Source organism: Flavobacterium sp. 2755 (assembly GCF_031455715.1).
Lineage (GTDB): Bacteria > Bacteroidota > Bacteroidia > Flavobacteriales > Flavobacteriaceae > Flavobacterium.
Genome location: NZ_JAVDTG010000013.1, coordinates 132662 through 157189, shown reverse-complemented (window position 1 = coordinate 157189; position 24528 = coordinate 132662). Strand labels below are relative to the sequence as shown.

At 35.1% G+C, this 24528-nt stretch carries 14 protein-coding genes; 10 read left to right on the top strand and 4 right to left on the bottom strand.

Annotated elements, in window-relative coordinates; all coding sequences use genetic code 11:
- Window positions 1–234 precede the first annotated feature (234 nt).
- From J2Y38_RS23060 to J2Y38_RS23015, 10 genes are all read left to right on the top strand, one after another.
- Window positions 235–582: a hypothetical protein gene (locus J2Y38_RS23060; RefSeq protein WP_309847336.1), complete on the top strand. Its 348-nt coding sequence runs from the start codon at window positions 235–237 to the stop codon at window positions 580–582.
- Window positions 583–645: 63 nt separating this feature from the next.
- The gene (locus tag J2Y38_RS23055; protein ID WP_309847334.1) at window positions 646–1296 is read left to right on the top strand and encodes a hypothetical protein; all 651 of its coding nucleotides are present in this window, start codon (window positions 646–648) and stop codon (window positions 1294–1296) included.
- A 54-nt stretch (window positions 1297–1350) separates the two neighbouring features.
- Window positions 1351–1953, top strand: a complete 603-nt coding sequence (locus J2Y38_RS23050; protein ID WP_309847332.1) for a hypothetical protein — start codon at window positions 1351–1353, stop codon at window positions 1951–1953.
- Window positions 1954–2509: 556 nt separating this feature from the next.
- Window positions 2510–6640: a two-component regulator propeller domain-containing protein gene (locus J2Y38_RS23045; RefSeq protein WP_309847329.1), complete on the top strand. Its 4131-nt coding sequence runs from the start codon at window positions 2510–2512 to the stop codon at window positions 6638–6640.
- A gap of 427 nt (window positions 6641–7067) precedes the next feature.
- Window positions 7068–10094, top strand: coding sequence for a TonB-dependent receptor (locus tag J2Y38_RS23040; protein ID WP_309847326.1), 3027 nt, complete (start codon window positions 7068–7070; stop codon window positions 10092–10094).
- Between the two features lie 34 nt (window positions 10095–10128).
- Window positions 10129–11721, top strand: coding sequence for a RagB/SusD family nutrient uptake outer membrane protein (locus J2Y38_RS23035; RefSeq protein ID WP_309847323.1), 1593 nt, complete (start codon window positions 10129–10131; stop codon window positions 11719–11721).
- A gap of 75 nt (window positions 11722–11796) precedes the next feature.
- Window positions 11797–12891: an endo-1,4-beta-xylanase gene (locus J2Y38_RS23030; protein ID WP_309847320.1), complete on the top strand. Its 1095-nt coding sequence runs from the start codon at window positions 11797–11799 to the stop codon at window positions 12889–12891.
- A gap of 165 nt (window positions 12892–13056) precedes the next feature.
- Entirely contained in the window at window positions 13057–13956 is a 900-nt protein-coding gene (locus J2Y38_RS23025) for a PKD domain-containing protein (RefSeq protein WP_309847318.1), read from the top strand.
- Window positions 13957–14069: 113 nt separating this feature from the next.
- Entirely contained in the window at window positions 14070–15491 is a 1422-nt protein-coding gene (locus tag J2Y38_RS23020) for a hypothetical protein (RefSeq protein ID WP_309847316.1), read from the top strand.
- A 31-nt stretch (window positions 15492–15522) separates the two neighbouring features.
- On the top strand, window positions 15523–17325 hold the full coding sequence (locus J2Y38_RS23015; protein WP_309847313.1) for a glycoside hydrolase family 2 TIM barrel-domain containing protein: 1803 nt from the start codon (window positions 15523–15525) through the stop codon (window positions 17323–17325).
- A 2602-nt stretch (window positions 17326–19927) separates the two neighbouring features.
- On the opposite strand, the gene J2Y38_RS23010 is transcribed toward J2Y38_RS23015, so the two are convergent.
- From J2Y38_RS23010 to J2Y38_RS22995, 4 genes are all read right to left on the bottom strand, one after another.
- On the bottom strand, window positions 19928–20539 hold the full coding sequence (locus tag J2Y38_RS23010; protein WP_309847311.1) for a porin family protein: 612 nt from the start codon (window positions 20537–20539) through the stop codon (window positions 19928–19930).
- A gap of 24 nt (window positions 20540–20563) precedes the next feature.
- Window positions 20564–21598, bottom strand: a complete 1035-nt coding sequence (locus J2Y38_RS23005) for a hypothetical protein (RefSeq protein WP_309847310.1) — start codon at window positions 21596–21598, stop codon at window positions 20564–20566.
- 4 nt (window positions 21599–21602) lie between these two features.
- Window positions 21603–23150: a hypothetical protein gene (locus J2Y38_RS23000; RefSeq protein WP_309847307.1), complete on the bottom strand. Its 1548-nt coding sequence runs from the start codon at window positions 23148–23150 to the stop codon at window positions 21603–21605.
- 634 nt (window positions 23151–23784) lie between these two features.
- Window positions 23785–24525, bottom strand: a complete 741-nt coding sequence (locus J2Y38_RS22995) for an SDR family NAD(P)-dependent oxidoreductase (RefSeq protein ID WP_309847305.1) — start codon at window positions 24523–24525, stop codon at window positions 23785–23787.
- Window positions 24526–24528 lie beyond the last annotated feature (3 nt).

Genomic DNA, 24528 nt, shown 5'->3' with positions numbered 1-24528 from the left:
GCTCACTTTGCACCGAAATTAGATGGTCACTTTAAACCGAAACGAAGTGGTCACTTTAAATTGGAAAACAGTGGTCAATATCACTGAGTTTTACACTTATAGATCAGGACATAAGCAAGATAGGATTGATACCGAAAATTTAAGAAAAAGGGGAGGAAATTGGATTCCAGTATCAGATCACAAAGATCATATTCATATTCAAATTTAGTATATTCGTAAAAAAATACTTAATTAATGAAAAAAATAATTCTGATAGTAATAATTTGCTTCCTTTCTTGCCAAAGGAAAGAAACTAAAGAAATAAAGGAGCCCAAAAAAGCCCAAAAAAGAGAAGTTGAAAAAGGAGAATATTTTAGCGCTTACACCAAAAAAGAAAGCTCTGTTTTAAAATATAAGACAGATACGCTGAATTTATACTACAACAGAAATCAGTTAAATAGGGTTGAAAAAGTTATTTTTAGTGAAAGTTTCGGAGGAGACGGAACTTCAAGCTATAGAAGAATAGGTTATCATATTAACAAGGAAAACTTTTTGGATGCAAATGTTTATATTACTGACACTTTAAAAGTTAAGGTCATTTAAGATTATCCAATTCAGTATGAAGAACGTTATAATTTTTATAGAAAGAATTACACATTCAATTATATGTCATTTGATGGCAAAAAAATAAGTAACTACTTTAAAAGTTCTGAAAATCCATCAAAAGGATACATATATGATCTTTTATCAATGGATATTTTGCTGAGTAAAGCTAATTTTCCTATTGAAAAAATGCCCAAATCATTGTATGATATTAAAAGTATGGCTAGTGAGGTTTATGTCGGTCAAGATTCATTAAAAGTATATGAACCACATAATACAAAAAATTTTAAAACAATCTCATCAAGTATTCCATTTAAATATTTAAGGGATATAAAAGTAGCTAAAGATGGTGTTGTTTTAAAATATTTTGCCAAAATTTCACTTAAAGAAGGTATTAAATATGTAAATCTTAAAGAAATTGAAAATATACAAGTGTTTGATCCTCATGAAGAAGGAGAAAGATTTGTTATAGCCCCAAAAGGATTAGAATTGTACAGCAATTTAGAAAGTGAGGATAATTTTGGGAACAAAGATTTTTTAATTGCCAAAATTCCCAAAGGAACCAGAATTGAATTGATATCAGATTCTCATGATTACCAATATATAAATGGTAAAAAAGGTAGTTTAGTTAATGTGAGATACTATGATAAAGAAGGAGAAAGAATAGAGGGAATTGTTTTTAGTGGATACCTGTCTATAAATAAACCTTATTAAAATTAAGTATTCAGGAAAACAAGATTTCTCGAGATTATAAAAAGCATAAAAAAAATGAATATATTAAAATATAGTTTAATCCTTTTATCTATATCTTCAATAATTAGTTGTAAAGAAGCTAAAACAACAAAAGTTTCAGTAGTTAAAGATAAAATTCAATCAGTCAAAAATGATCAGATAAATGATTTCATTGGAGAATATGAATGTAAAAATAATGATAATCCAGATGAGAGCCTTTTTTTGATGTTGAAAAAAATTGATATTGAAAGTAATTTTGAAGGAATTTCATGGGAAGACAAAAATGAAAAAGGAGAAGTTACAGAGAGAACTCTAATTGGGGGTTTTTATGGTAATACGGATTTTTTTATGAATGCTAGAGAAGGTTATGATTTAGGTTATTTTGTAGCAAAAATTAAAGTTGAACCATTTGAAGATAATTTGTTAAAGGTGAACGTATTTCTAGACCCTTCGGATGTTTTAGAGAAACCTGTTCAACCGCCCATTTTATCTACTAAAGAAGCTTTATTAAAAGGAAATAAAAAATGGGAAGTAACAGAATTAAAAATTTATTCGGCATTGTATTTTGAAATAAAAAATTCTAAAGAATTAGTACTAAAATCTGATTTTGGTGATTTACTATTCAAAAAAATAAAATAGCTGACTTTTAAATGCTTTATTTCTTAATGCTAAAAAAAACAAAAACTGCCAAAATATTTTTAATCTTTGCGCAGTTTTTTTATATAAAATTTGAATGTCTAAAAAATCTCCGGTTCTTAGTTCGAAAATTCTTTAATTACTTTATAGTTTCAAAACTATCTTGGCGTTGGTTTAGAATGCTATGTTGTTTTATTATTTTTTTCTTTATCTTTTCCATTATACTATAATCAAAGTGAAATTGTAGGTAATGAAATTGTAGTAATCTTGTGCATATAATTATTTTATTTCTTGTTAACAACTTGATTACAGGTATTAATGTGTCGCAAATAATTTTCATACGGATTAAGTATTGATAAAAAAAATTTGTTATATTTTGTCTATAAAAATTTCCAACAACTTAATAAAAAAAAACACAAATACACCCCTACAAAAGAAAAAACAGCCACTCTCATTTTTTGTATTAGATTTATCTTGCAGTGCATTTCGTTTATTTTTTTCTAAGTTTAGATGAAATAAAACCAATTACATTTAATCACTGATCTCAGTAAATCAATTTATGAAGGACATTAAAATTTACCTTTTAAGCTTTATATTATTTTTTTCAATTCCGTTTGATGTCAAATCTCAGGGATCAGATTTATATTTCGATCATATAGACTACGATGTGAGTTTTTCGCAAAGTATGATTTCCAGTATTCATCAAACAAAAAAAGGATTTATTTGGATAGGAACTGCAAACGGATTAATTAGTTACGACGGATATAATTTCCTTAGATATGTTTACAACAAAGACATTCTAAATACGATTAGCAACAATCACATCAATGTAATTTTAGAAGACAATCAAAAGGAACTCTGGATAGGAACGAATAACGGACTGAATCTCTTCAATAAAAAAGAAAATAATTTTTTACGAGTTGATGTTCAGAAGGTAAAAGGCGGCAGAAACTACATCTCATCAATCATTCAGGACGATCAAAACCGAATTTGGATTGGAACTTTTGGTGGAATCAAACGCTTAAACAAAAAAGAATATTTATTAGAAGAAATCTCAAACGATCATAATTCGCCTTTTAGAAAAAGCAGGGTTTTATCATTGTTTTATGATCATAATTATGGCGTTTTGGTAGGAACATCAAAAGGATTGGAATGTTTTGATCCTAAAAATGGTTCACGAAAAGAACTTCCTAAAACATTAAAAGAAAATGACGTTCTGATTCATTCCAAAATTTGGAAAATAATCAAAGAAAAAAACGGCGATTTATGGTTTGCCACCGAAGCCAATGGGGTATTTCACTACGATACAGCCAAAAATTTAGTAATAAATTATCTGCAAAATCCTAATAGCAACAAAAGTTTATCTTCAAATTGGATAAATGATATTGTTGCGGTCGATGCCAATACTATTTGGTTTGCCACAAAAAATGGTTTGTGCGCTTATAAAAAAGACAAAAAGGAGTTTACCAAATACCAGCACAATCCGTTAACGAGTTACAGTTTGTCAGACGATGATATTAAATGTTTTTTAAAAGACCGCCACGATGATATCTGGATTGGAACCAATGGCGGAGGCGTAAATTTTTTCCAAAAAACCAATACCAATTTTACAAACGTAAGAGAAGTTATTAAACCCAATTTCGGGCTAAACAGCGCTTTGGTAAATGCCGTTGCAAAAGAAACCGACGGTTCTTTATGGGTCGGAACAAATGGCGGCGGTTTAAATTTTCTGGATTTCAGAAATAACCAAAATTCTTCCTATTTAATTGATACCAAAGATTTTGATAAAAGTGTAAATATGATTACCGCTTTGGTCAATCAGAATCAACAGAATTTGTTTTGCGGTACTTTTAATGGATTATATAAGTTTAATAAAAACAGTAAAATCTTCAGTAAAATTCCGCTTTCGCCAAATCCAAAAGACCGTGACAGACCTATAACTTCTTTATTATTAGATCATGAAGATTTATGGGTGGGAACAAACGGAAACGGATTAAAAAAAATACTGCCGGACGGAACCATAGAAAGTTATATGGCCGACGGCACTTCAAACGCACTCAGCGATAATTTTATTACAGATATAGCCAACCGAGAAAATGGTTTGTGGATTGCCACGCAATATGGTTTAAACTATTTTGATAAAAAATTAAAACGCGTTACTAAAATCTATAAATCAGGAAAAGTAAGCGGACTGCCGAATAACAGTCTTACAGTTATGTTTACCGATTCTAAAAATAGATTTTGGGTTGGTTCTGAAAGCGGCGGGATTAATTTATTAAATGAAAAATTAGGACATTTTTTCGAAATCAACCGAAATTTAGGTTTTACAGATGAAACCATCAAAAGTATTTCAGAAGATTCAGAAGGAAATATCTGGGTCAGCGACAACAACTTGCTGTATAAAATCAGAACAAAGAAATTTAAAACAAATCCCAATATTTCTGATTTTGAGATAACTTCCTATTCTGCAAAAGACGGTTTAAAAGTAAAACAGTTTTCAAATAACAGCAGTTTGAGACTCAATAATAACGAATTAGTTTTCGGATCTTCAAACGGTTTAATTCATTTTAATCCGTTCAAATTAATTAAAACGCCGGATAATGCAGAAATAGTTCTAACGAAACTTATTGTAAACAACGAAGAAATCAGACCCGGAAATAAAGAAGTAAATCTTCAGGAAGATATAAGTGAAACTCAGGAAATTACTCTAAATCATGATCAGGGATATATTGGTTTAGAATTTAGTGCCATGAATTTCGTTTCTCCCGAAAAAAATGAATATGCTTATAAATTAGAAAGTTCCTTTAATAAAGATGACTGGCATATTATTGGTTCACAGCATTATATAAATCTGACTAATTTAAATTCAGGAACTTATCTTTTAAAAATCAAAACTTCAGATGGCGGCGGAAAATGGAATCCAGCCATTAAAACCTTAAAAATTATAATGCTGCCGCCGTGGTGGAAAACCTGGTGGGCTTTCATTTTCTATTTCGGATTACTGCTTGCCGGTTCTGTTTTATTATTTAGATTTTTGAGAAATCGAGAATTATTAAAACAAGCTTTTTATCTGGAACAGGTTGAAAAAGAAAGACAGGAAGAATTGTATAAAATGAAACTGGATTTCTTTACCAATGTTTCGCACGAAATCAGAACGCCGTTAACACTTATAAGCGGACCAGTTGAAGAATTGCTAAGCGGAGCCGAAAAGAATTCAAACCTCGAGCAAAAGCTAAAAGTTATAAAAAACAATTCAGACCGATTATTGAAATTGGTCAATGAATTAATGGACTTTAGAAAGGCCGAAAAAGGAAGCATGAAAATTTATTGCGAACAGCAGGATATCGTTTCTTTCTGTTTTGATATTTATGAATCTTTCCGCGGATTTGCTGTCGAGAAAAAAATCGATTACAAATTTGTTCTCAATATCAATACCGCTTTGATTTATTTTGATAAAAATCAAATGGAAAAAGTGATCTATAACCTGCTTTCAAATGCCTTTAAATTTACCAGTAAAAATGGCCGAATTACTTTGGCAGTCGAACAAAAAGAAGAATCAGATTCGATAGAAATTAAAGTGAAAGACAACGGAATTGGGATTCCTGAAAACAGAAAAAAGAAAATTTTCAAAAACTTTTTTCAATTAGACGATCGAGGAAGTACCAATATGGGAAGCGGAATTGGTTTGGCTTTAAGTAAAAGTATTGTAGAACTCCATCATGGAGAAATCAAAGTACAGACAGAAGCCGATGCAAACTTCAATACCATATTTACCATTACTTTAAAGAAAGGAAAAGATCATTTTAAAAAATCGCAGATTGTTGAAAACGCCATTAAAATAGAAGAAAATTCAAATCCGATTTCTGATGTTGAAACAGAAATTGAAACTTATGAAGCAGAATATTTCGAAGAACAAGAAAACAGCACAAAAAAAACAGTTCTCGTAATTGAAGATAATGAAGAAGTACTCTCTTTTGTTTATGATATTTTACACAGCGATTACAAAGTTCTCAAATTTACAAATGGCTTAAAAGCTTTGGAATACATGGAAAAAGAAATTCCAGATCTTATAGTAACCGATGTTATGATGCCCGAAATGGATGGTTTTGAATTGTGCAAAATTTTAAAAACAAACCAAAATACCAATCATATTCCGGTAATATTGTTAACCGCAAAATCTTCAACTTTAAATAAAATTGAAGGACTTTCTTTAGGAGCAGATGCTTATATTTCAAAACCTTTCAGCATTGAAGAATTAAAACTAACGATAGCCAATTTATTGTCAGCCAAAGAAATAATGCGCCAGAAATACGGCGAAAGATTTATTTCAGATTCGGAACAAGAAAATATAAACACACCCGAAGGTTTATTCGTAAAAAAATTAACCCAGATAATCGAAGCCAACATCGATAATACAGATTTTGATGTAAATGATTTAGTTCGGGAAATTGGAATGAGCAGAACCGTACTTTATAAAAAAGTACAAACCCTGACCAATTATTCAGTCGCTGGTTTTATAAAAAATATGAGATTAAAAAAAGCAGCCAGTTTATTAATGAATACCAGCTATTCCGTATCAGAAGTAACCTATATGGTTGGTTTTAATGACCGAAAACATTTTAGCAAAGAATTTAAAAAGTTTTACAATTTGTCACCTACTGAATACAAAAGTTCTCAGCTAAAAAACTAATTGCAAGATTAATAGAACACAGATAAAACAGATTCGCTAAAGCGAAAACGCGGATTATAAACGGATTTTCTATTTAAAACTTTAAATTAAAAATCCGTTTATAATCCGCGTCTTTGCGAAAGCAAATCAGTAAAATCCGCGTCTAATTTTAAGCATGGTTTTAAAGTCCGTAAAGTTTAATTTAAGCTTTGCGCACTTTTTGCGTTTATAACCTTGCGTGCTTTGCGGTTAAAATCTCCAAAATTATGTTTCCTGAAAATTTTAAGGTTTTTATTACGAATATCATTTTTTAAAGCTTTAAAACTATAAATAAGCACATTGACGCCCCCAAAAGCGAATGTTTTCCTCCCCTCAAACCGTCATTTATTAATCACATTTGCAATGAAATCATGACTGATTTCTATCTAACTAACCAAAAAAATAACTTATGAAAAAAAGCAAACATGAAAAGATGTTTTTTCTTGGAGGAAACTATCTTAAACTAGTTTTATTACTTTTTATGTGTATTCTTTCAACCACAATTAATGCACAGGAAAGTTCGGTTTCAGGAAAAGTAGTCGACAATTCCGGATTGCCTTTACCAGGTGTAAACGTACATGTTAAAGGAACAACAAAAGGAACGCAGACTGATTTTGACGGTAATTTTAGCATAACGGCGCCGTCAAAAAGCACGCTCGTTTTTTCTTTTATCGGAATGGATGAGGTTTCAGTAGAAACCGAAAATAACAAAAACTTAAAAGTCGTATTAAAAGCAAGTTCTCAGGCATTAGACGAAATTATCGTTGTGGGTTACGGCACCAAAAAGAAAAGCGACGTAATCAGTTCTGTTGCATCGGTAAAACCGGGCGACATGACCAAAGTGGCCACTTCTGATGTTGGAGAAATGTTGAGAGGAAAAGCAGCCGGAGTTCAGGTAACATTGGCAGATGGCGGTCCTGGAAGTTCTTCATCCATACAAATTAGAGGAAAAAAATCTATTAACGGAAGTAACGAACCCATTGTTATTGCAGACGGTATCGTGATAGGAAACATCAACGATATTAATGCCAATGATATTGCTTCTTTAGAAATTTTAAAAGATGCAGCAGCACAATCTATTTACGGAGCAAGAGCCTCAAACGGAGTTATCTTAATTACTACAAAAAGAGGAAAAACAGGAAAAGCAAGAATCGCTTATAATGGATTTTCTGGCGTGCAAACGATAAACAGAAATTTTGATATCTATAGCGGAGAAGAATTTGCCCAGCTAAAAAGAGAAGCGTACAGAACAAGCAACAATGGAGTTTACAGACCAGATGAACAGGTTTTTTCACCTTTAGAATTAGAATCTGTTAAATCAGGAGAATATATCGATTGGGAAAAATATATCGTTAGAACCGGAGTGACGAATAACCACAGTTTAAGCGTTTCATCTGGAAATGATAAATCAAGCATTTTTACGAGTTTAAACTATATTAATACATTGGGAGTTATTCCAAACACCGACTTTGATAAAGTTGCGATGAGAATTAATGTTGACCAAAGAATTTCTGACTGGCTGAAAATAGGAATGAATCTTTCGCTTCAGTATTCAGAATCAAATCGTCCGAATGTTGGGAATATTTTGAACAATGCCATTAACACTTCACCGCTGGGAAAAATCTATAATGACGATGGAACTTTCCGTCATTTACCGGGAGGAATTCAGGAAACACCAAATCCGTTGATTGATATTTATGAAACCAATACAAATGAAATAAATAGAAATGACATTATGAATGTCTTTTTAGATATCAATATTTTAAAAGGTTTCACCTATAAATTAAATGCAAGCCGCAGATCTTGGAATTACAAAGGAATGTCATTCAATTCGTCAAAATCACTTTCGGGAATTGCCAATTCTGGTCAGGGAAGCGGAAGCATTACTTATAAAGATAATGTAGAATATCAGCTGAGTAATATTTTGAATTACAACTTCAATCTGGCCGAAAAAAATCATTTCGGCGCAACGGGAGTTTACGAAATAACATCATCAGAATACAATGATTTTGTAAATACAGCAAGCAGAATCCCGAGTGATATTTTAGGAATTTATGGTTTAGAAAGTGCTTTTCTAAATACTCCATTAATTGGAGGAAACGAACGCTCCTTAATTTCATTTGCAGGAAAATTAGAATATGATTTCGACAGCAAATATTATTTTACAGTTTCAGGCAGAGCTGATGGATCATCAGTATTTGGTAAAAACAACAAATGGGGATTTTTTCCGGCTGTAAACGCGGCGTGGAATGTTTCAAATGAAAATTTCATGAAAGAACATGTTCCTTTAATCAGCAATTTAAAATTAAGAGCCAGTTATGGAAAAGTGGGGAACCAGCCTCAAAATCCATATCAAAGTATGGCAACTGCAACGCAGAGAGATTATATAATAAACGGAGTAAAAGTTTCAGGTTATGTTCCGGGTTCTCAGCTTTCTAATCCTGATTTAAAATGGGAAACATCAACGCAATTAAACCTTGCTGCTGATTTTGGATTATTCAAAAACAGATTAAACGGAACTGTTGAGGTTTATAATACAGATACTTCAGATTTATTGATTTATGAAACTTTAAATGCCAATACAGGTTACACAACCAAACTTTCAAATTTAGGTAAAGTAAACAATAAAGGTTTAGAAATTTCCTTGAACGGAGACGTAATCAAAAAGAAAGATTTTAAACTGAATTTGGGAGCAACTTTCACCAAAAACAAAAACAGTATTGTAAGTATTTATGGAAAAGATGCCAACGGCGATGGAAAAGAAGATGATGCCGTAGGAAACCTATGGTTCATTGGAAAACCAATCGATGTTTATTATCAATACAAAGCCGTTGGGATTTATCAGGAAGGCGAAAATATTCCATTAGTTACAGGAACAACATTACTTCCCGGAGATATAAAATTATACGATGCAGATCCGTCAAATGGAGCCAATCCAAATCCGGATCAGGACAGAGTTATTACATCAAAAATGCCGGATTGGTTCGGGACTTTCTCAATAAACTTAGAATACAAGCAATTTGATTTCTCAGCAGATATTTATACCGTTCAGGGCATCACAAAAGACAATCCGTTTTTATATAGCTACGTTCAGGGAGGATCTTTAAGAGGAGTTAAAAATGGTTTGAAACAAGATTACTGGACACCTGAAAATCCGGGCGGAAACTGGCCAAGACCAAGAGACGGTAACGACCCGCCATACATTTATACATTAGGATTGCAGGATGCTTCATACGTTCGTTTACAAAACGTTTCAGTAGGTTTTAAATTCCCTGAAAACACTCTTAAATCATTGGGATTAAACAATATGAGATTGTATGTAACTGGAAGTAATTTAATCACGATTACAGATTTCCAATCGTATAGTCCGGAGAAAAACGTAGGCGAATATCCAGAACCGGTTACTTGTGTAATAGGTTTACAAGTTGGTTTCTAAAAGCATTTTATAAATAAAAAAATACGACAAGATCATGAAAAATATAAATTTTCTATTTGTTTTGATTTCCCTGCTTTCTTTAGGACTTACTTCTTGTGAAGATTTTCTGGAAGAAGAGGTAAAAGATCAAATTTCAGTAGATTATATCTACAGTTCCCCAGCCGGATTAGAAGTTGGGGTAAATGCACTTTACAACCAAATGCGATACTACAACGTGCCATCTGGAGACAACAGCGATTTATGGGCCAATGTTTTCTTTATGGTCGCAACCGATTTAGGATTGCACAGAACCTGGAATACCCCTTATGGAACAGGTCATAATCCCGCAGCTTTTACAGGTTCAAAATGGATTCAGGGCTATAAAATTATCGACAGATGTTCTGCTATTATAACCTCGGCAAGATCTATAAAAATGGATGAAAATGCCAAAAAAAGATTAGTAGCGCAGGCACGTGTTATTAGAGGTGAATTATACTTGGATTTAAAACAAATGTATGGCGGAATTTTAATCGACACTATTCCAACAACTCCTGAAAACATTAATGATGCAGTAGAATATAAAGTAGCCAGCGATGCAGATGTTTACCGATTAATTGATGCTGATTTAGATTACGCGATTGCCAATCTTCCGTTTAAGGTAGATGCAGGACGTTACGGACAAGGTGTTGCCAGACACATACGCGGAAAAAGCGCTTTATGGCAGGAAGACTGGACAGAAGCAGCAGCACAATTTGATGCCATTATCAATGACGGAACACACACTTTAGTGCCATTAGCTGAGGTTTGGGGACAAAACGGAAATAACAAAGAGTCACTTTTTACGTATCAAAAAGACTTTTTATTAGGTCCCGATGATAATTTAGCCGGAGGCGGTGGCTCTTGGCTGGGAAGTGTTTTTACACAAAGAACCTACGAATTAAACGCAAGTGAACTGGTTCAGGATGTAGCTTACGGAGGTCAGGCTCTGGGATGGTTTTATCCAAATAATTATTTGAAATCCCTTTACGATCAGACAAACGATTTGAGATTTAAAACTTATTATTATTCAGATAATTATCAGGATTATAAAATCAATGTGCCGGGAAATCCAAAATTCGGACAGCCAATTACCAATCCCGCAATTGCGGCTCCAAACGGAAATTACAGAGCTTGGCACTGGAGTTTGAAAAAATACCACGATACCGAAAAATTGCCTATGACCTCTAACAGTTACAAAGATTATATGTATTACAGATTAGCCGAAACGTATTTATTGGCTTCAGAAGCACATCATAATCTGGGCAACGATACAAAAGCATTGGCTTACCTAAATAAAGTGAGAAGAAGAGGTTACACAGGAAATCCGGACAGTAATGTAACTACTTACGACATCACGGTTTGGACTTTGAACAATTATTTAGATGAATCAGCGAGGGAATTAGCTTTCGAAAATAACAGATGGTTTCTGCTGAAAAGATTAGGACTTCTGGTAGAAAGGCAAAATCTATATTTCCGTTCCAGTCCATCCGGAACGATTTCGGGAGAAGTACCTCTAAAAATGACACCGGCAATGGTAAATATGCCAATTCCGCAAAGTCAGATTGATTTAATGGGAAAACCAGCAGGATTTAATGTAGGATATAATTAAGGTTAAAGTTAGTAATTAACCCGATCCGGGAATTAAAGTAAAATTCGATTTCCGGATCAAATAAAAAATAACACGATGATAAAGAAACAATATATTTTAGGTGTATTAACCGTTTTGTTGTTTGCCTCTTGCAGCAACGACGAAAAAGTAGTTTTTATTAGTGCTGATGATAATGAAACTCCAGTAAATCCAACTCCCACGTTGACTTTAAAAGAAAAAGCAAAGTTTAAAATTGGGGCAGCTGTTAAAATGATAGATCTTCAGGGAGAACCTAATTTTAAAAATGCAGTATTAAAACACTACAGTCAAATTACAGCCGAATATGAAATGAAAATGGCAAGCATCTGGACTTCTGAAACAACATATAATTATACAGCCGGCGACTATCTGGTAAATTTTGCCAAAGACAATAATCTGCAAGTTCACGGACATACTTTAGTTTGGTACGACTCATTCCCGCAATGGTTTAAAAATGCAAAATACGATTCGATTGCATTCGAAGCCAAAGTCAAAATTTATATTACCAATGTCGTTGGACATTACAAAGGAAAAGTAAAAAGCTGGGACGTAGTAAATGAAGTTTTTGCAGATGGCGGAGCTTTACGAAACGAAGCCGTTATAAATCCGCTTTTTAAAGATCCGATTGGGTTTTACGGAAGATGTTTCAAATATGCAAAAGCAGCCGATCCTGATGCTAAATTATTTTACAATGATTACAGCGTAGTAATTGATGCCGGAAAAAGAGCTGCCATCAAAAAAATGGTAACAAGATTCAAAGCCAATGGAATTCCAATTGATGGTGTAGGAGATCAGTTTCATTATGCAACCGACACAAACCGACAAACTATGAAAACGGGTTTTACAGATCTTGCTTCAACAGGATTGTTAATTCATATTTCAGAATTAGATATTAAAGTAAATACCGGAAAATCTGATTCGTATGTATTTAATGATGCCGAAGCTCAAAAGCAGTCAGAAACTTATAAATACATCACAACAATGTATGAAGAGTTGCCTCAAACTCAAAAATTCGCCATTTCAACATGGGGCGTAACCGATAAATATACTTGGCTGACAAGCTTTTGGCATTCAAAAGAATATCCACTGCTTTTAGACGCCGATTATAATAAAAAACCAGCTTACCAAGGATTTTTAGACGGATTGAAGTAGAGTTTTAGAAAATAGAAGCAACAGGCAAGAAGCTAGATTTGAAGAGAAGTCTTTGTTCTTTCTTCTTTTCTCTAAAAAAAAAACAAGAAACAAGATTTGAAAGTCTTTCTTCTTACTTCTTTCTTCTATTTCTTCTCAAAAAAATTAACCAAAAAAAATAAAACCATGACCATAAAACTAAATCATATAGCAAAATTAAAATACCTCTTTTTAGTGCTTTCAATAGGTTTGTTTTCCTGCGAAGAAGATGTGCGTGAAATATATCTTTATAACAAAGGAAAATTAGAAGCAACTTCGACAGATACCTCGATTAAAGCGGGAGAAACTGTAACGTATACTGATTCTTCAACAAAAGTCCGTGCTATAAAATGGACTTTCCAAGGCGGATCGCCGGGTTCATCGATAGACCCAAATGTTGAGGTGAAATATACCAAAGGCGGAACTTTTACAACCACTTTAGAAATCACTTTTGTTGATAATACAATCCAAAAGAAAATATTTGCTGTTGAGGTTGAAGCGCCGGTAATTCCTCCGGTAGTAGTTCCTGTAGATGGACTAAAAATCTATTCTGATAATCCGGATTTTACTAAAACAGCACCCGTTTTAAACTGGGTTTCAAGCAATCAGTTTGTGATCAAAGAAACTGCTGATGGCGGATATGAAAGCGCTTACAGAACCTTTTCACTCCCGGCGACTCCACCCGCTGCAGAAGCAAAATGGGCAATGGCAATTCTTCAATTTGTAAACGTTACTGATATTTCATCTTATACGCATATAAACATCGCGGTAAGAACAAACAGTACTGGAAAAATCAGGTTCAGAATGAAAGATGCGAGTAATACAGGTTATGTAGAGTTTAACGCGACAAACAATCTTTATGGACTAAAAAGAGACGGAAACTGGAATATGGTTAAAATTCCAATTGCAGATTATAAAAAACAAAACCCGCTTTTAGATTTAACTAAAATCAAAGATATTTTGGTTTTAAGAAGTGTTGATCCGGAAGATGTAAGATCGCTGAACAATTACACTTTTGATATTGATCATATTTATTTATCGAAATAATTTTTTTTAACACATAGAGACATAGGTTTTTTAGACTTGAAAGAGAGTATAAAAGAAACTAGTTCTATGTGTTGAAAATTAGAGACAGTATTTCCTCTCAAAAAATAATTAAAATGAATTTAAAAAAAGCGCCCATTTACCTATTGTTCTGTATTATAAGTTTGATTGAAACACACGCACAGAATAAAATTTCATATCAAAAAGTCGAAGCCAGACAAAATGCCTTAGATCCAAAATGGGTATCGTATGAAGCCAAAACGATTGACAAACTTCCCGGATTTAAGATAAAAAAACAAGAAGGGCCAATTTCGATTTTTGGAGGCTCAAAAGCCTGGCAGAAACAAGCAACCGGATTTTTCAGAACCGAAAAAATCGACAACAGATGGTGGATTATAGATCCCGAAGGTTATCCGTTTATTTATAAAGGAGTTGCCGTTTTTAATGCCGGCCGGTCTGTAAATCAGCAAAAAGCATTTGATAAAAAATTTGGAAGCCCGGAAAATTGGTTAAAACAAGAATCAAAATTACTTCGCGATAATGGATTTAATGGAGTAGGTGCGTGGTCAAATATAGACTTGGTTAGAAAAGAAGAAAATCCGCTGGTTTATACGGTAATTATTTCTCCAATGGGAATGTACCACGCAGATCATATTAAAAAATACGGAGGAAAATATAAAGAAGCAAGCTGGCAGAATTACCGTTTTGATCTCGTAATGGTTTTTGATAAAGAATTTGATGCTTACGTCGAAAAATCCGTAAAAGAAGTTTCTCAGTACAAAAATGATAAGTATTTGATGGGTTATTTTACAGATAATGAACTGCCATGGTATAACGACGCATTAGATAAACATTTAACTTTATTGGCCAAAGATGAGCAAGGATATATTGCTGCAAAAGAATGGCTCGATCAAAGAAAAGGTTTTAGCGCTTCAGCCTCAGATATTACTCAGGAAGACCGAATGGCGTTTACGGCTTTTTACTTTGAAACCTATATGAAAAAGGTTACCGAAGCACTTCGAAAAGCAGATCCCAATCATCTTTATTTAGGATGTCGTTTTAATCAGGATAAAGAACAGGAATTAACGAATCCGGAAATTTTTAAGGTTGCCGGAAAGTATATGGATGTCATTTCGATCAACCATTACAGAAAATGGGAACCAAGTCAGGATTTAATGAATAAATGGGGTGAGTGGTCTGGAAAACCATTTTTAATTACAGAATGGTATACCAAAGGAGAAGATTCAGGTTTACCAAATAATACAGGTGCAGGATGGCTTGTTCGAACGCAAAAAGAAAGAGGGCTTTTTTACCAGAATTTCACTTTAGAGTTGCTTAAAAATAAAAATTCTGTTGGATGGCATTGGTTTAAATATATGGATAATGATCCCGAGGATTTAAGTACCGATTATTCAAACAGAGATTCCAATAAAGGAATTGTCAACAGTAATTTTGAGCCTTATATGCCTTTATTAAAAGAGATGAAATTAATCAATGATAATGCTTTTGAACTAACACGTTATTTTGATAAGAAATAGAAAACCGATTAAAAATAAAATGATTTTAAGTATGAGAAAAATTGTAATGCTGTGTTGTACTTTTCTGTTAATGGGAAAAATGATGGCTCAGGAAGTGCCGTTGGTATCTAATATTTCATCCCGAAACAATATCACTTTGAACGGAAAATGGAGTTACATCGTAGATCCGCTTGAAAACGGATATTACGATTATCGTTTAATGCCTTTTAAAAACAACGGATTCTTCGAAAATAAAAAATTCAATACCACAGATTTAACCGAATATAATTTTGCGACTTCTGCCACGATGGACATTCCGTCTGACTGGAATTCAAAAGACGAAAGATTGTTTTTTTATGAAGGAACGGTTTGGTTTCAGAAAGACTTTAATTATAAAAAAGATGCACAAACCAAAGGAATTCTTCATTTTGGAGCAGTTAATTATGATGCAAAAGTATATGTAAACGGAAAACTTGCAGGAACTCACGTTGGTGGTTACACACCTTTTAATTTTGATGTAACGAATTTATTAGTTGACGGAAATAACTTTGTCGTAGTAAAAGTAGACAACAAACGCCATAAAGATAATGTCCCAACAGTAAATATGGATTGGTGGAACTATGGCGGAATTACAAGAGATGTTACTTTGGCACAGGTTCCAAATACCTATGTTGAAGATTATCTGGTTCAATTAGATAAAAAAGAAAAAGGAAAAATTTCCGGCTGGATTAAGCTGAATAGTGAAACAGCAAATCAATCGGTTTCTGTTTCCATTCCTGAATTGAAAATCAAAAAGAACATTACAACCGATGCTAAAGGTTTCGCCTATTTTGAAATAAAAGCTAATCCGGTTTTATGGACTCCGGAAAAACCAAAATTATACGATGTAGCTATAACTAAAGCTGGCGAAAATATAAACGACAAAATTGGTTTTAGAACAATTGAAACCAAAGGGAAAGAAATTCTGTTAAACGGAAAAAAAGTCTTTTTAAGAGGAATCAGTATCCACGAAGAAGCGCCTTTCAGATCAGGAAGAGCCTGGTCGCAGGAAGACGCAGTTACACTATTAACCTGGGCAAAAGAATTAGGCTGTAATTATGTTCGTCTGGCGCATTATCCGCATAACGAAAACATGGTAAAAGAAGCCGAAAAAATGGGATTGATGATTTGGTCAGAAGTTCCTGTGTATTGGACCATTTCATGGACAAATCCTGATACATACGCCAATGCCGAACATCAGTTACATGATATGATTTACAGAGATAAAAATCGCTGCGGAATCGTAATCTGGTCAATAGCAAATGAAACACCGCATGGCGACGACAGGGATATTTTCTTAAGCAAATTGGCAAAATACGCCCGTACGCAGGATACTTCCCGTTTAATAAGTATGGCGATGGAAGTAACCAAAAGTCCGAACAATGTCAATACGCTGCAGGATAATATGAATGAATATGTAGATATTGTAAGTTTCAATCAATATTTAGGCTGGTACAGAGGAACGAATGAATCTTGCAAAGACATGGAATGGGTAATTCCGTATAATAAACCGGTTATCATCAGCGAATTTGGAGGTGAAGCTTTGCAAGGATTACACGGCGATAAAAAAGAACGCTGGAACGAAGAATACCAAGAAGAATTATACATTCAAAATACGCAGATGTTCAATCGAATTGAAGGCTTATCGGGAGTGTCTCCATGGATTTTAGTCGACTTTAGATCACCAAGAAGACAATTAACAAACATTCAGGATTTCTTTAACCGTAAAGGCTTAATTTCAAACACAGGAATTAAAAAGAAAGCTTTTTATGTAATGAAAAATTGGTATGAACAGAAAGAAGAGGAGTATAAGTAGAGATAAGTTTAAAAGTTAAAGAGCCTTCAAAGTCAGAAATGATTTTGGAGGTTTTTTGTTTGATTTATTTTCTCCGAGGATTCGAATCTCTCTTTCTTCATTTAAATAGATGTCAAAAGTTGCAGTAAAAGAGAAAAGATAAAAAAAACAAAACCCCTAACAGATGTTAGGGGTTTCAAGTTCTGCGGAGAAAGAGGGATTCGAACCTTAAGCCCGCAGCCCGCCCATATACTGCATTTCTAATATTTTTTTTCTATCGCGCCACGATTCTGCCACGAACTTTAAAATGTGCTGATTTGGCGCGTAATACCTTGTTTTTTAACTGGTTATAATTTTGTTTTTGTAATAAGACAAAAATATGGATATTTTATATTCTGTACTAATAAAATATATAAAAACTATAACAACTTCCTTGAATATTATTAAGGTAGAGTCAATTTTTATAGAATGTAGTTGTTGTTAAGTTTTTAAGCATAAAGGACTATGTGCAGGGTTTGATGATAGAGTGAATGAAGCTTTTTCGGTTGAGCTTTCAGAGCTTATTGAGTGGCTCCAGCCAATGTGCTGGATATATGGACATAGTCATTATAATACTAAGGATTTTAAAATTAGCAGTACGAATTTGGTAACAAATCAGCTAGGCTATATTCAACGAATTGAACATGAGAGGTTTTGCAGGGATAAAATTCTAATTTTGTAAATTTCATCTTGTAAAGTTATTTTGATACATACAAAGTATTACTTTAATTCTTATTGGAAAATATTTTACAACTAAAAACTGTTTGATGCTTTTGATGGAAAAAATCCAATAATGCTAATGATATAGTTGTTAAATTTTCATGCCAATCAACCTTAAAAAACTGCTCTACACAAAATTTTGCATCTAAGAGGCGCTTATTTTACAAAAAAATAAGATCTAAAACGAGCCAGGATTTATTAGTGGCTTTAGGATTAAATAAACGTCAGATGGCTGGGGTGGACTATGTTAAAGAAAATGGTTTATAACAAATATGATTTATCAAGGAGAAACATTTTCTTCTGCACGAACAGCTACACGTGATCTACATGACTTAATTGAATTAAGGTTTTTAAAAAGATTGGAACTGGTAAAAATACACGATATGAGTTATTCTAATTTGGCGTGAATGTATCCCTTTTGGCGCGAATTTGGCGCGAATATGCCGAAAAAAACAGAAGAAATTTTTCGAGAGAATAGCAGCATTTAATAGATTGAGCACTACAAGATATAATAGAATAAGCACAACATCATAAAATAGAAATTAGACAGCAGTAAAATTAACTGTATTTACTCTGATCGGTTTTCTGGCTAATGAAATCAAAATAGATAACGACTCTGCCAAAATTCGCATAAAATTTTGCTAATAGCATTTACAATTTTCGTTCGAAAAATTTTATAAAAAACACAGAGCCCCACTTGGATTTTATCGCAGGTTCAAACGGAAATAAATCAAAATTAGCTTTAGTAGAACAGCAAATTAATAAGTATTTTGAAAGAAAAAACACATATGGTATTAGGAAATTTACATATTTTCAAATTTTTGAGACGATCGATCCGCCATTCGAACCTCAGTAGAGAAGAGTTTGATTTTAATGAATTTAGTACTAGGTCAAGACTTATGCGCCACGATTCTGCCACAAAACTTAGACGGGAGAAATATCTTTAAAAAACGCCTTAACTTTTTGTGGCAAAAAGGTACAAGGGATTAAAATTACTGTTCAAATAATCCGTCCTTCTCCCATTTCTTAACGATGTCTATTGTTTCCTGGGGCATTCTGGGTCCTCCTTTGGGCATCAGTACATTATTGCCGTTCTCCAGCGAAATCCGGATGATGAGACTGCGCTTTAAAACGGCATTTTTTACCTGCTCATAAGTAACCAGCGATATGGGAGCTCCGTTTACAGGGACCGCTGCATGGCATGCAATACAATTGGTCATCACTGCCAGTTGTCCTTGAGGTTATTTTTTAGGGCTGGAATTTTTTTTTGGAGCTTTTTCCCGCTATCCGTTTCAATCTTTTACGGAGAACACCGCCATAAAAGGATTTACGCTGCTATCGGGGCTTGTGGGCTGGCGTTTTTTTGATAAATGACGGCGCCCTATAGGTGCTGTTGTCTGCCGGTGTCTGAAAGTGGGCCTGCTTCTCTGCCTTACTGGTTTATTTTATCCCTGCGGTACCGCGCGGGCCATTTTTCCATTTTCTGCACAAGCAGGATTTCATTAAGGTTTTCCGAGGGGGTGGAAATCCCTGTGATGGTCCTTTTCTGGTAAAATTTTTTATCCTCGAAAAGGCAGGCGGCTTTTGGGTGCCCGCTGCGGGATGCCTGCCGATATAGGTTAAACTGATTAAAATGAATTAAAAGTGCATAAAAAAACGCTAAATCATAGGATTTAACGTTAATTTTGTAATGACCCGGATATTATAAGTAAATAAAATAAATAGCTTAATAGGTAGAACAATCCATATCAGTTTTTAGTAAATTAATAATGTGTCTGAGATTATTCAGTCAAAATTCGATGATCAGATTATTAATTTAAGATCACTTAATAATTTTGTTCCGCTAAGCTAAAAAAATGGTTTATCAGATTCTCTTTTTAAATAATATATAACCTATCGATAATCCAATATTTGAATTTTTAATATGGCTGTCATTCAAACCGCTTGGATAATTCATAATATTAGCCAGACCTTGTGTATAGGTTAAACGCAGCGTAAGGCCATTGTCAAAAAAATATCCGGCCCCTGCATTTACACCGTAATCACTTGTTTTGTATGAATAGTCGCCATCATTTATCTTTAATTCGGCATCTTGTGTTTCAGCTGAAGCAAGATATCCATAATAACCGCCGGCAGAGAAAAAGAAAGTGCTTCCGATAGGTTTGATTTTGTATACAAAATCAACAGGAACACTAACATATCCCAGTGTTATGGTAGTATCGTCATTTCCATCCTTAAATTTGGTTCCCATGCTGCCATAAGTTATACCGGGATTGATTGAAAATCGCGCATCCTCAAAAGGTATCCAGAAGGTAAATCCAAGTTTACCAGATATTGTACCTTTATGGCCGTCGAATTTCTGCCCATTGTCTTTTTCGCTGAATTTAGTGATTCCTATCGTGCCAAAAAGCTCACCTTGTGAAAATGCAAATGTTGTTACCGTTAACATAGCGGCTAAAAATAGTTTTCTCATCATAATCATAATTGTTTTTAAAGTTATTTAGTTTTTGAATACTCGTAATGTGAGGGAGCTCTTCCATCTTTTTGGATTTTTTTCGTCCATATAGCAGTCGCTGTATAGATGCACGCTTTTTATGTCCGGTATAATCCAGCTCCATTGATTTTGGGAACCATAATAAGGTATGACATCGGCAGCCTTATTGCCGTATGACTGAAATTTCGCTTTAAATTCTTCAACATATTTATCGGTCTGCGAAACCGCTTCTGGGTATGTCAGGCTGCCCTGGCCTTTGCTGTTGCAGTAGAAAATCGTTTTCTGAAATCCGGCGATTCTGCCGTTTTTTACCAGTAGCAGATGAATACTGGTATCATAAATTGGGGCACCTGTTGATGAATTGTAAGGCAGCAGAAAATTTTCTTTGCTCTCAAAGCCAATACTTTTGGAATGGCAGGCATAGATAAGGTCTTGCTCTGTGCCTGCCGCCCATTTGGTTTTTGACATTTTGTAATTCTCAGGAAGAATATCTGGATGCTGTTTTTGAAATTCTTCTATAGTTTGTCCAAATGGAAGATCATCTATTGTAAATTCCTCAAAAGTTTTTTTGGCGAGTTCGAGCTGCTCAAGTTTTGCGTTTTGTCTGTCGAGTTCTTCCTTTTCAATGCGCTGTTGTTCTTTTTTCCAAATTGTTTTATCTTTTGGCAGATTAAGCTTTTTCAGGTTTTCACCAATAGCGTAAACTTCCTTGAATTTATCATCCAGCCCATTATTTTCAGTGGCCTTCAGATATTTTGCGATGTTTTCCGCCAATGAATTGTAGAGCGTGAATTGCTTTTCGCTTGTGTAAAAATCAGCAGCATTAAAGAGCTTGCTTTGAGATACTAACCGCAGATACAGTGACTTATCGGTGATGCCTCCCAGCGTATTTTCAAATTCGCCGGCTTTTTGGATTGTCAGTTCATAATCACCATTGTTAAATGCCGTCTCGGCTTCTTCAAATTTCAGCTCGGCCAGGGCATTCTGAGAGAAGATGTTAATGCTCAATAACAGAAGGGGATAAAGTAGTGCTTGCTTCATAGGGCTATTTAATAATTGTTCCGTAATTTTTTGGCTGGCTTTCTTTTGAATTATCTGGCTTCGGGTTTGGCGCTGTCCCGTTATTTGGACGCATGTCAACTTTTGCCGCCGCACTGATCACGGTGCCGTAATTTGACTCCTGCTTATCGGCAGAGGCGCTGCCTGCTTTTGCTGCAGCGGCCTTTCCTTTGTAGAAAACATTATTTACAGTAACGCCGGTGTTCTGCAAAACGGCAATAAGTTCCTGTCTTTTCTGCTCTGCCAGCTGGGCAGTATAATAATACCCATGCAGGACCTGGGCATAAGGGCTTAGGTTTTCTATGTCATTTTTTACCGTTGCGGTGTATGCGCGGGTTCCGTCATTGTACCTTCCGATTTCAAAAACATTCGAAATATAGGCTGATGCTCCGTATTCACTGTCTAAATTGTTGTAGGAATAAATGAAAAAATAGATGCTTGCCGCCTTTTCCTGTGAAGAAAGAGGTATATCCTTTGAAGGCAGTTCAGCAAAAGCATTTTTGCGGCTGCTCGTTTTTAGGTAAAGAGCATACTGGCGCTGGCGTTCTTCTTCTGCGCGCTGTTCCTCAAGGGCTTCCTTTCTTGCTTTGTCTGCCTGATTCTGCTGGATCCAGCCTCCGACAAGGTTTCCAAGATCGCTGACTCCTTTTGTGATGATTTCAGTGCGTTCTGCTTGGTACTGCTGGTTTCGGGCATAGTCCTGAGAAAGTTTTAGTACTTGGGGATCATTCTGCTGTTTTGGTATTTCCTGTGTGGCGCGTGTTTGTGTCTGCTTGTCTGAAACCGCCAGAATCCGGCTGTAGGCTTCTTCTGTTGTCTTATGGTAGGAACCGTCTGCATTTCGGACATAAGGCACGCCGTTCTGCCTGAATACCTGCATGTATTGTCCGTTTACCATCACTTTTTGAGAAAACTGGACATTAGTGATCTCTGCTGGATTGCTTTTTGCTGCAATGGTGCTTTGTGAACTTTTCGGGCTGTCTGTTTTGTTTTCTGCAGCTTTTGGCTCATTAAGGGCCTGCTGTTCCCTTTGCGCCTTCGCATCTGCTCTTGCGTTTGCTCTGGCATCATCTTCAGTTTTCTTTTTTGCGCCCGCGTCTTGTTTTTCCCTGCTTATATCAACCACATTGCTAATGGTGTAGCTGATGCTTTTGTAAAGCGTATAATTATTACTGCCCAAGGGTACTGCGCACTCTTTTTTGCCGAAATATATAAATTGGGCCTGGTTCTCTGAATTGTATCTGCCGCCCGGCAGTAAATGCAGGGCATTTGAAACCCCGGAGCGCAGGGAGACTGTTTTGGTTCCGGCGCAGGCCAGTTCAAGGGTAATCTGGACATTTAATTCGTATTCGCTGCTGGTATTATTTTGGACATTGAAATAATAATACTCGCTTCCCCCGGCCAGGGAGCTGCTGCGCTGCACCGAGAGTGTAAAACGCGGATCGGCCTGTTCAACAGCAATGTTTATTCTTTGCGCAAAAGCCGGTAATGTTCCCAGCAGGAGATAAAATAAAGTGAAAATTTTCTTTTGCATATGGTTTATTTTTTTTCCGAGAGCACCTTTTCAATTGTTATACACTATTGCTGATGGCAGATCCAATGGATTTATATGGATTCATTTTAACGTCTGATATGTTAAATTTTTCAAAAATAATAAAATATTATTTATTTTATATTTTTTTATCTGCTGCAAATCAGTTTTGAAATTGTATGATTAATAAGTTTCTGGCTTTGTAGAAGTGAAGGTGGCCCGCCTGCAAAACACTCTCGCTATTTTGGGATGTTGGTTCTGCTGTTTTCCACCCGGGCATAAGCGAACCGGCCAAGGGGCCAGGCTGGGATTAGCCTGTATATTTTTGCGGACCAGGGCGTTATAACACGTACTGCCTGCCGGGGTCTGAAAATGGTGTGCGGTTCACGGCGTTATCCGTTTATTTTATCCTTGCGGCAGCTGCGCAGGCCATTTTTACATTTTCTGCACAAGAAGGATCTCATGAAGGTCCCGAGGGGGCTTTACAGCCCTGTGATAATCCTTTTCCGGTAAAATTTTTTATCCTCAAAAAGGCGGGACTGATGTATGAGGTTTCTAAAACTTTGACATTGGTGCGAAGTGTATTTACAAATAAATCGCCAATCCATTTTGGTAGGGGTTGAAATCATAGCTGTTGTTATTCTAACGCGTTTATTTTCTTAAATGCTAGTTTAGGCAGAAGCCTCGATAGCAGATATAGTTTTTTTACACCTGCAACTTTAATCTCTGTATTGCCTTTACCAATCCCTAATATCATCTCGTCAATGGCTTTCTCGGCGCTTATAGCAATTTTAGGAGGCGCGCCTGCATGCCAAGGCGTATTTACGGCAGGGAAAAGGACTTCTATAATACTGGTTGGACTGCCCTGCAGCTGGTGCCGCAATGTTTGGGTAAAGGAGTGCAATGCCGACTTGGTGGCATTGTAGAATGGATAAATGCATCTGGGAACATAAATCAGGCCCGTTGTTATGTTGATGAGCGCTGCGTTAGGCCGGGCAGATAAGTGGCTCAAGAATAATTTGGATAAATGTATCGGAGCAATTAAATTGGTGTTTATTTCTTCAACAGCTTTTTCATAGCTTTGTCCATCGTTCATAAAGTCTGTTCTGTAAACGATTGCCGAGTTATTAATCAAAACATTGAGTTTTGGGAAAGTCCCCATTATCCGATTGTAGAGCTGTATCCGCTCCACTTCATTGGAAATATCGCACTGGCAGGTCTTTACGCTTGGAAGCAGCTTTTTGGTTTCTTCCAATTTTTTAAGGTCTCTTGAGCAGACAATCACTTGGTTGCCAAGCCCAACAAACCGTTTTGCCATTTCCAGCCCTAGCCCCGAAGTACCTCCCGTAATCAGTATTACATTGTTCTTTAGTATCATAAT

What these genes read in the sequence shown, in the direction of transcription:
- J2Y38_RS23035 (WP_309847323.1), top strand. Translation starts at nt 10,129, where the DNA reads ATGAAAAATATAAATTTTCTATTTGTTTTGATTTCCCTGCTTTCTTTA.
- J2Y38_RS23005 (WP_309847310.1), bottom strand. Translation starts at nt 21,598, where the DNA reads ATGAAGCAAGCACTACTTTATCCCCTTCTGTTATTGAGCATTAACATC.
- J2Y38_RS23010 (WP_309847311.1), bottom strand. Translation starts at nt 20,539, where the DNA reads ATGATGAGAAAACTATTTTTAGCCGCTATGTTAACGGTAACAACATTT.
- J2Y38_RS23025 (WP_309847318.1), top strand. Translation starts at nt 13,057, where the DNA reads ATGACCATAAAACTAAATCATATAGCAAAATTAAAATACCTCTTTTTA.
- J2Y38_RS22995 (WP_309847305.1), bottom strand. Translation starts at nt 24,525, where the DNA reads ATGATACTAAAGAACAATGTAATACTGATTACGGGAGGTACTTCGGGG.
- J2Y38_RS23040 (WP_309847326.1), top strand. Translation starts at nt 7,068, where the DNA reads ATGAAAAAAAGCAAACATGAAAAGATGTTTTTTCTTGGAGGAAACTAT.
- J2Y38_RS23000 (WP_309847307.1), bottom strand. Translation starts at nt 23,150, where the DNA reads ATGCAAAAGAAAATTTTCACTTTATTTTATCTCCTGCTGGGAACATTA.
- J2Y38_RS23045 (WP_309847329.1), top strand. Translation starts at nt 2,510, where the DNA reads ATGAAGGACATTAAAATTTACCTTTTAAGCTTTATATTATTTTTTTCA.
- J2Y38_RS23050 (WP_309847332.1), top strand. Translation starts at nt 1,351, where the DNA reads ATGAATATATTAAAATATAGTTTAATCCTTTTATCTATATCTTCAATA.
- J2Y38_RS23055 (WP_309847334.1), top strand. Translation starts at nt 646, where the DNA reads ATGTCATTTGATGGCAAAAAAATAAGTAACTACTTTAAAAGTTCTGAA.
- J2Y38_RS23020 (WP_309847316.1), top strand. Translation starts at nt 14,070, where the DNA reads ATGAATTTAAAAAAAGCGCCCATTTACCTATTGTTCTGTATTATAAGT.
- J2Y38_RS23030 (WP_309847320.1), top strand. Translation starts at nt 11,797, where the DNA reads ATGATAAAGAAACAATATATTTTAGGTGTATTAACCGTTTTGTTGTTT.
- J2Y38_RS23015 (WP_309847313.1), top strand. Translation starts at nt 15,523, where the DNA reads ATGAGAAAAATTGTAATGCTGTGTTGTACTTTTCTGTTAATGGGAAAA.
- J2Y38_RS23060 (WP_309847336.1), top strand. Translation starts at nt 235, where the DNA reads ATGAAAAAAATAATTCTGATAGTAATAATTTGCTTCCTTTCTTGCCAA.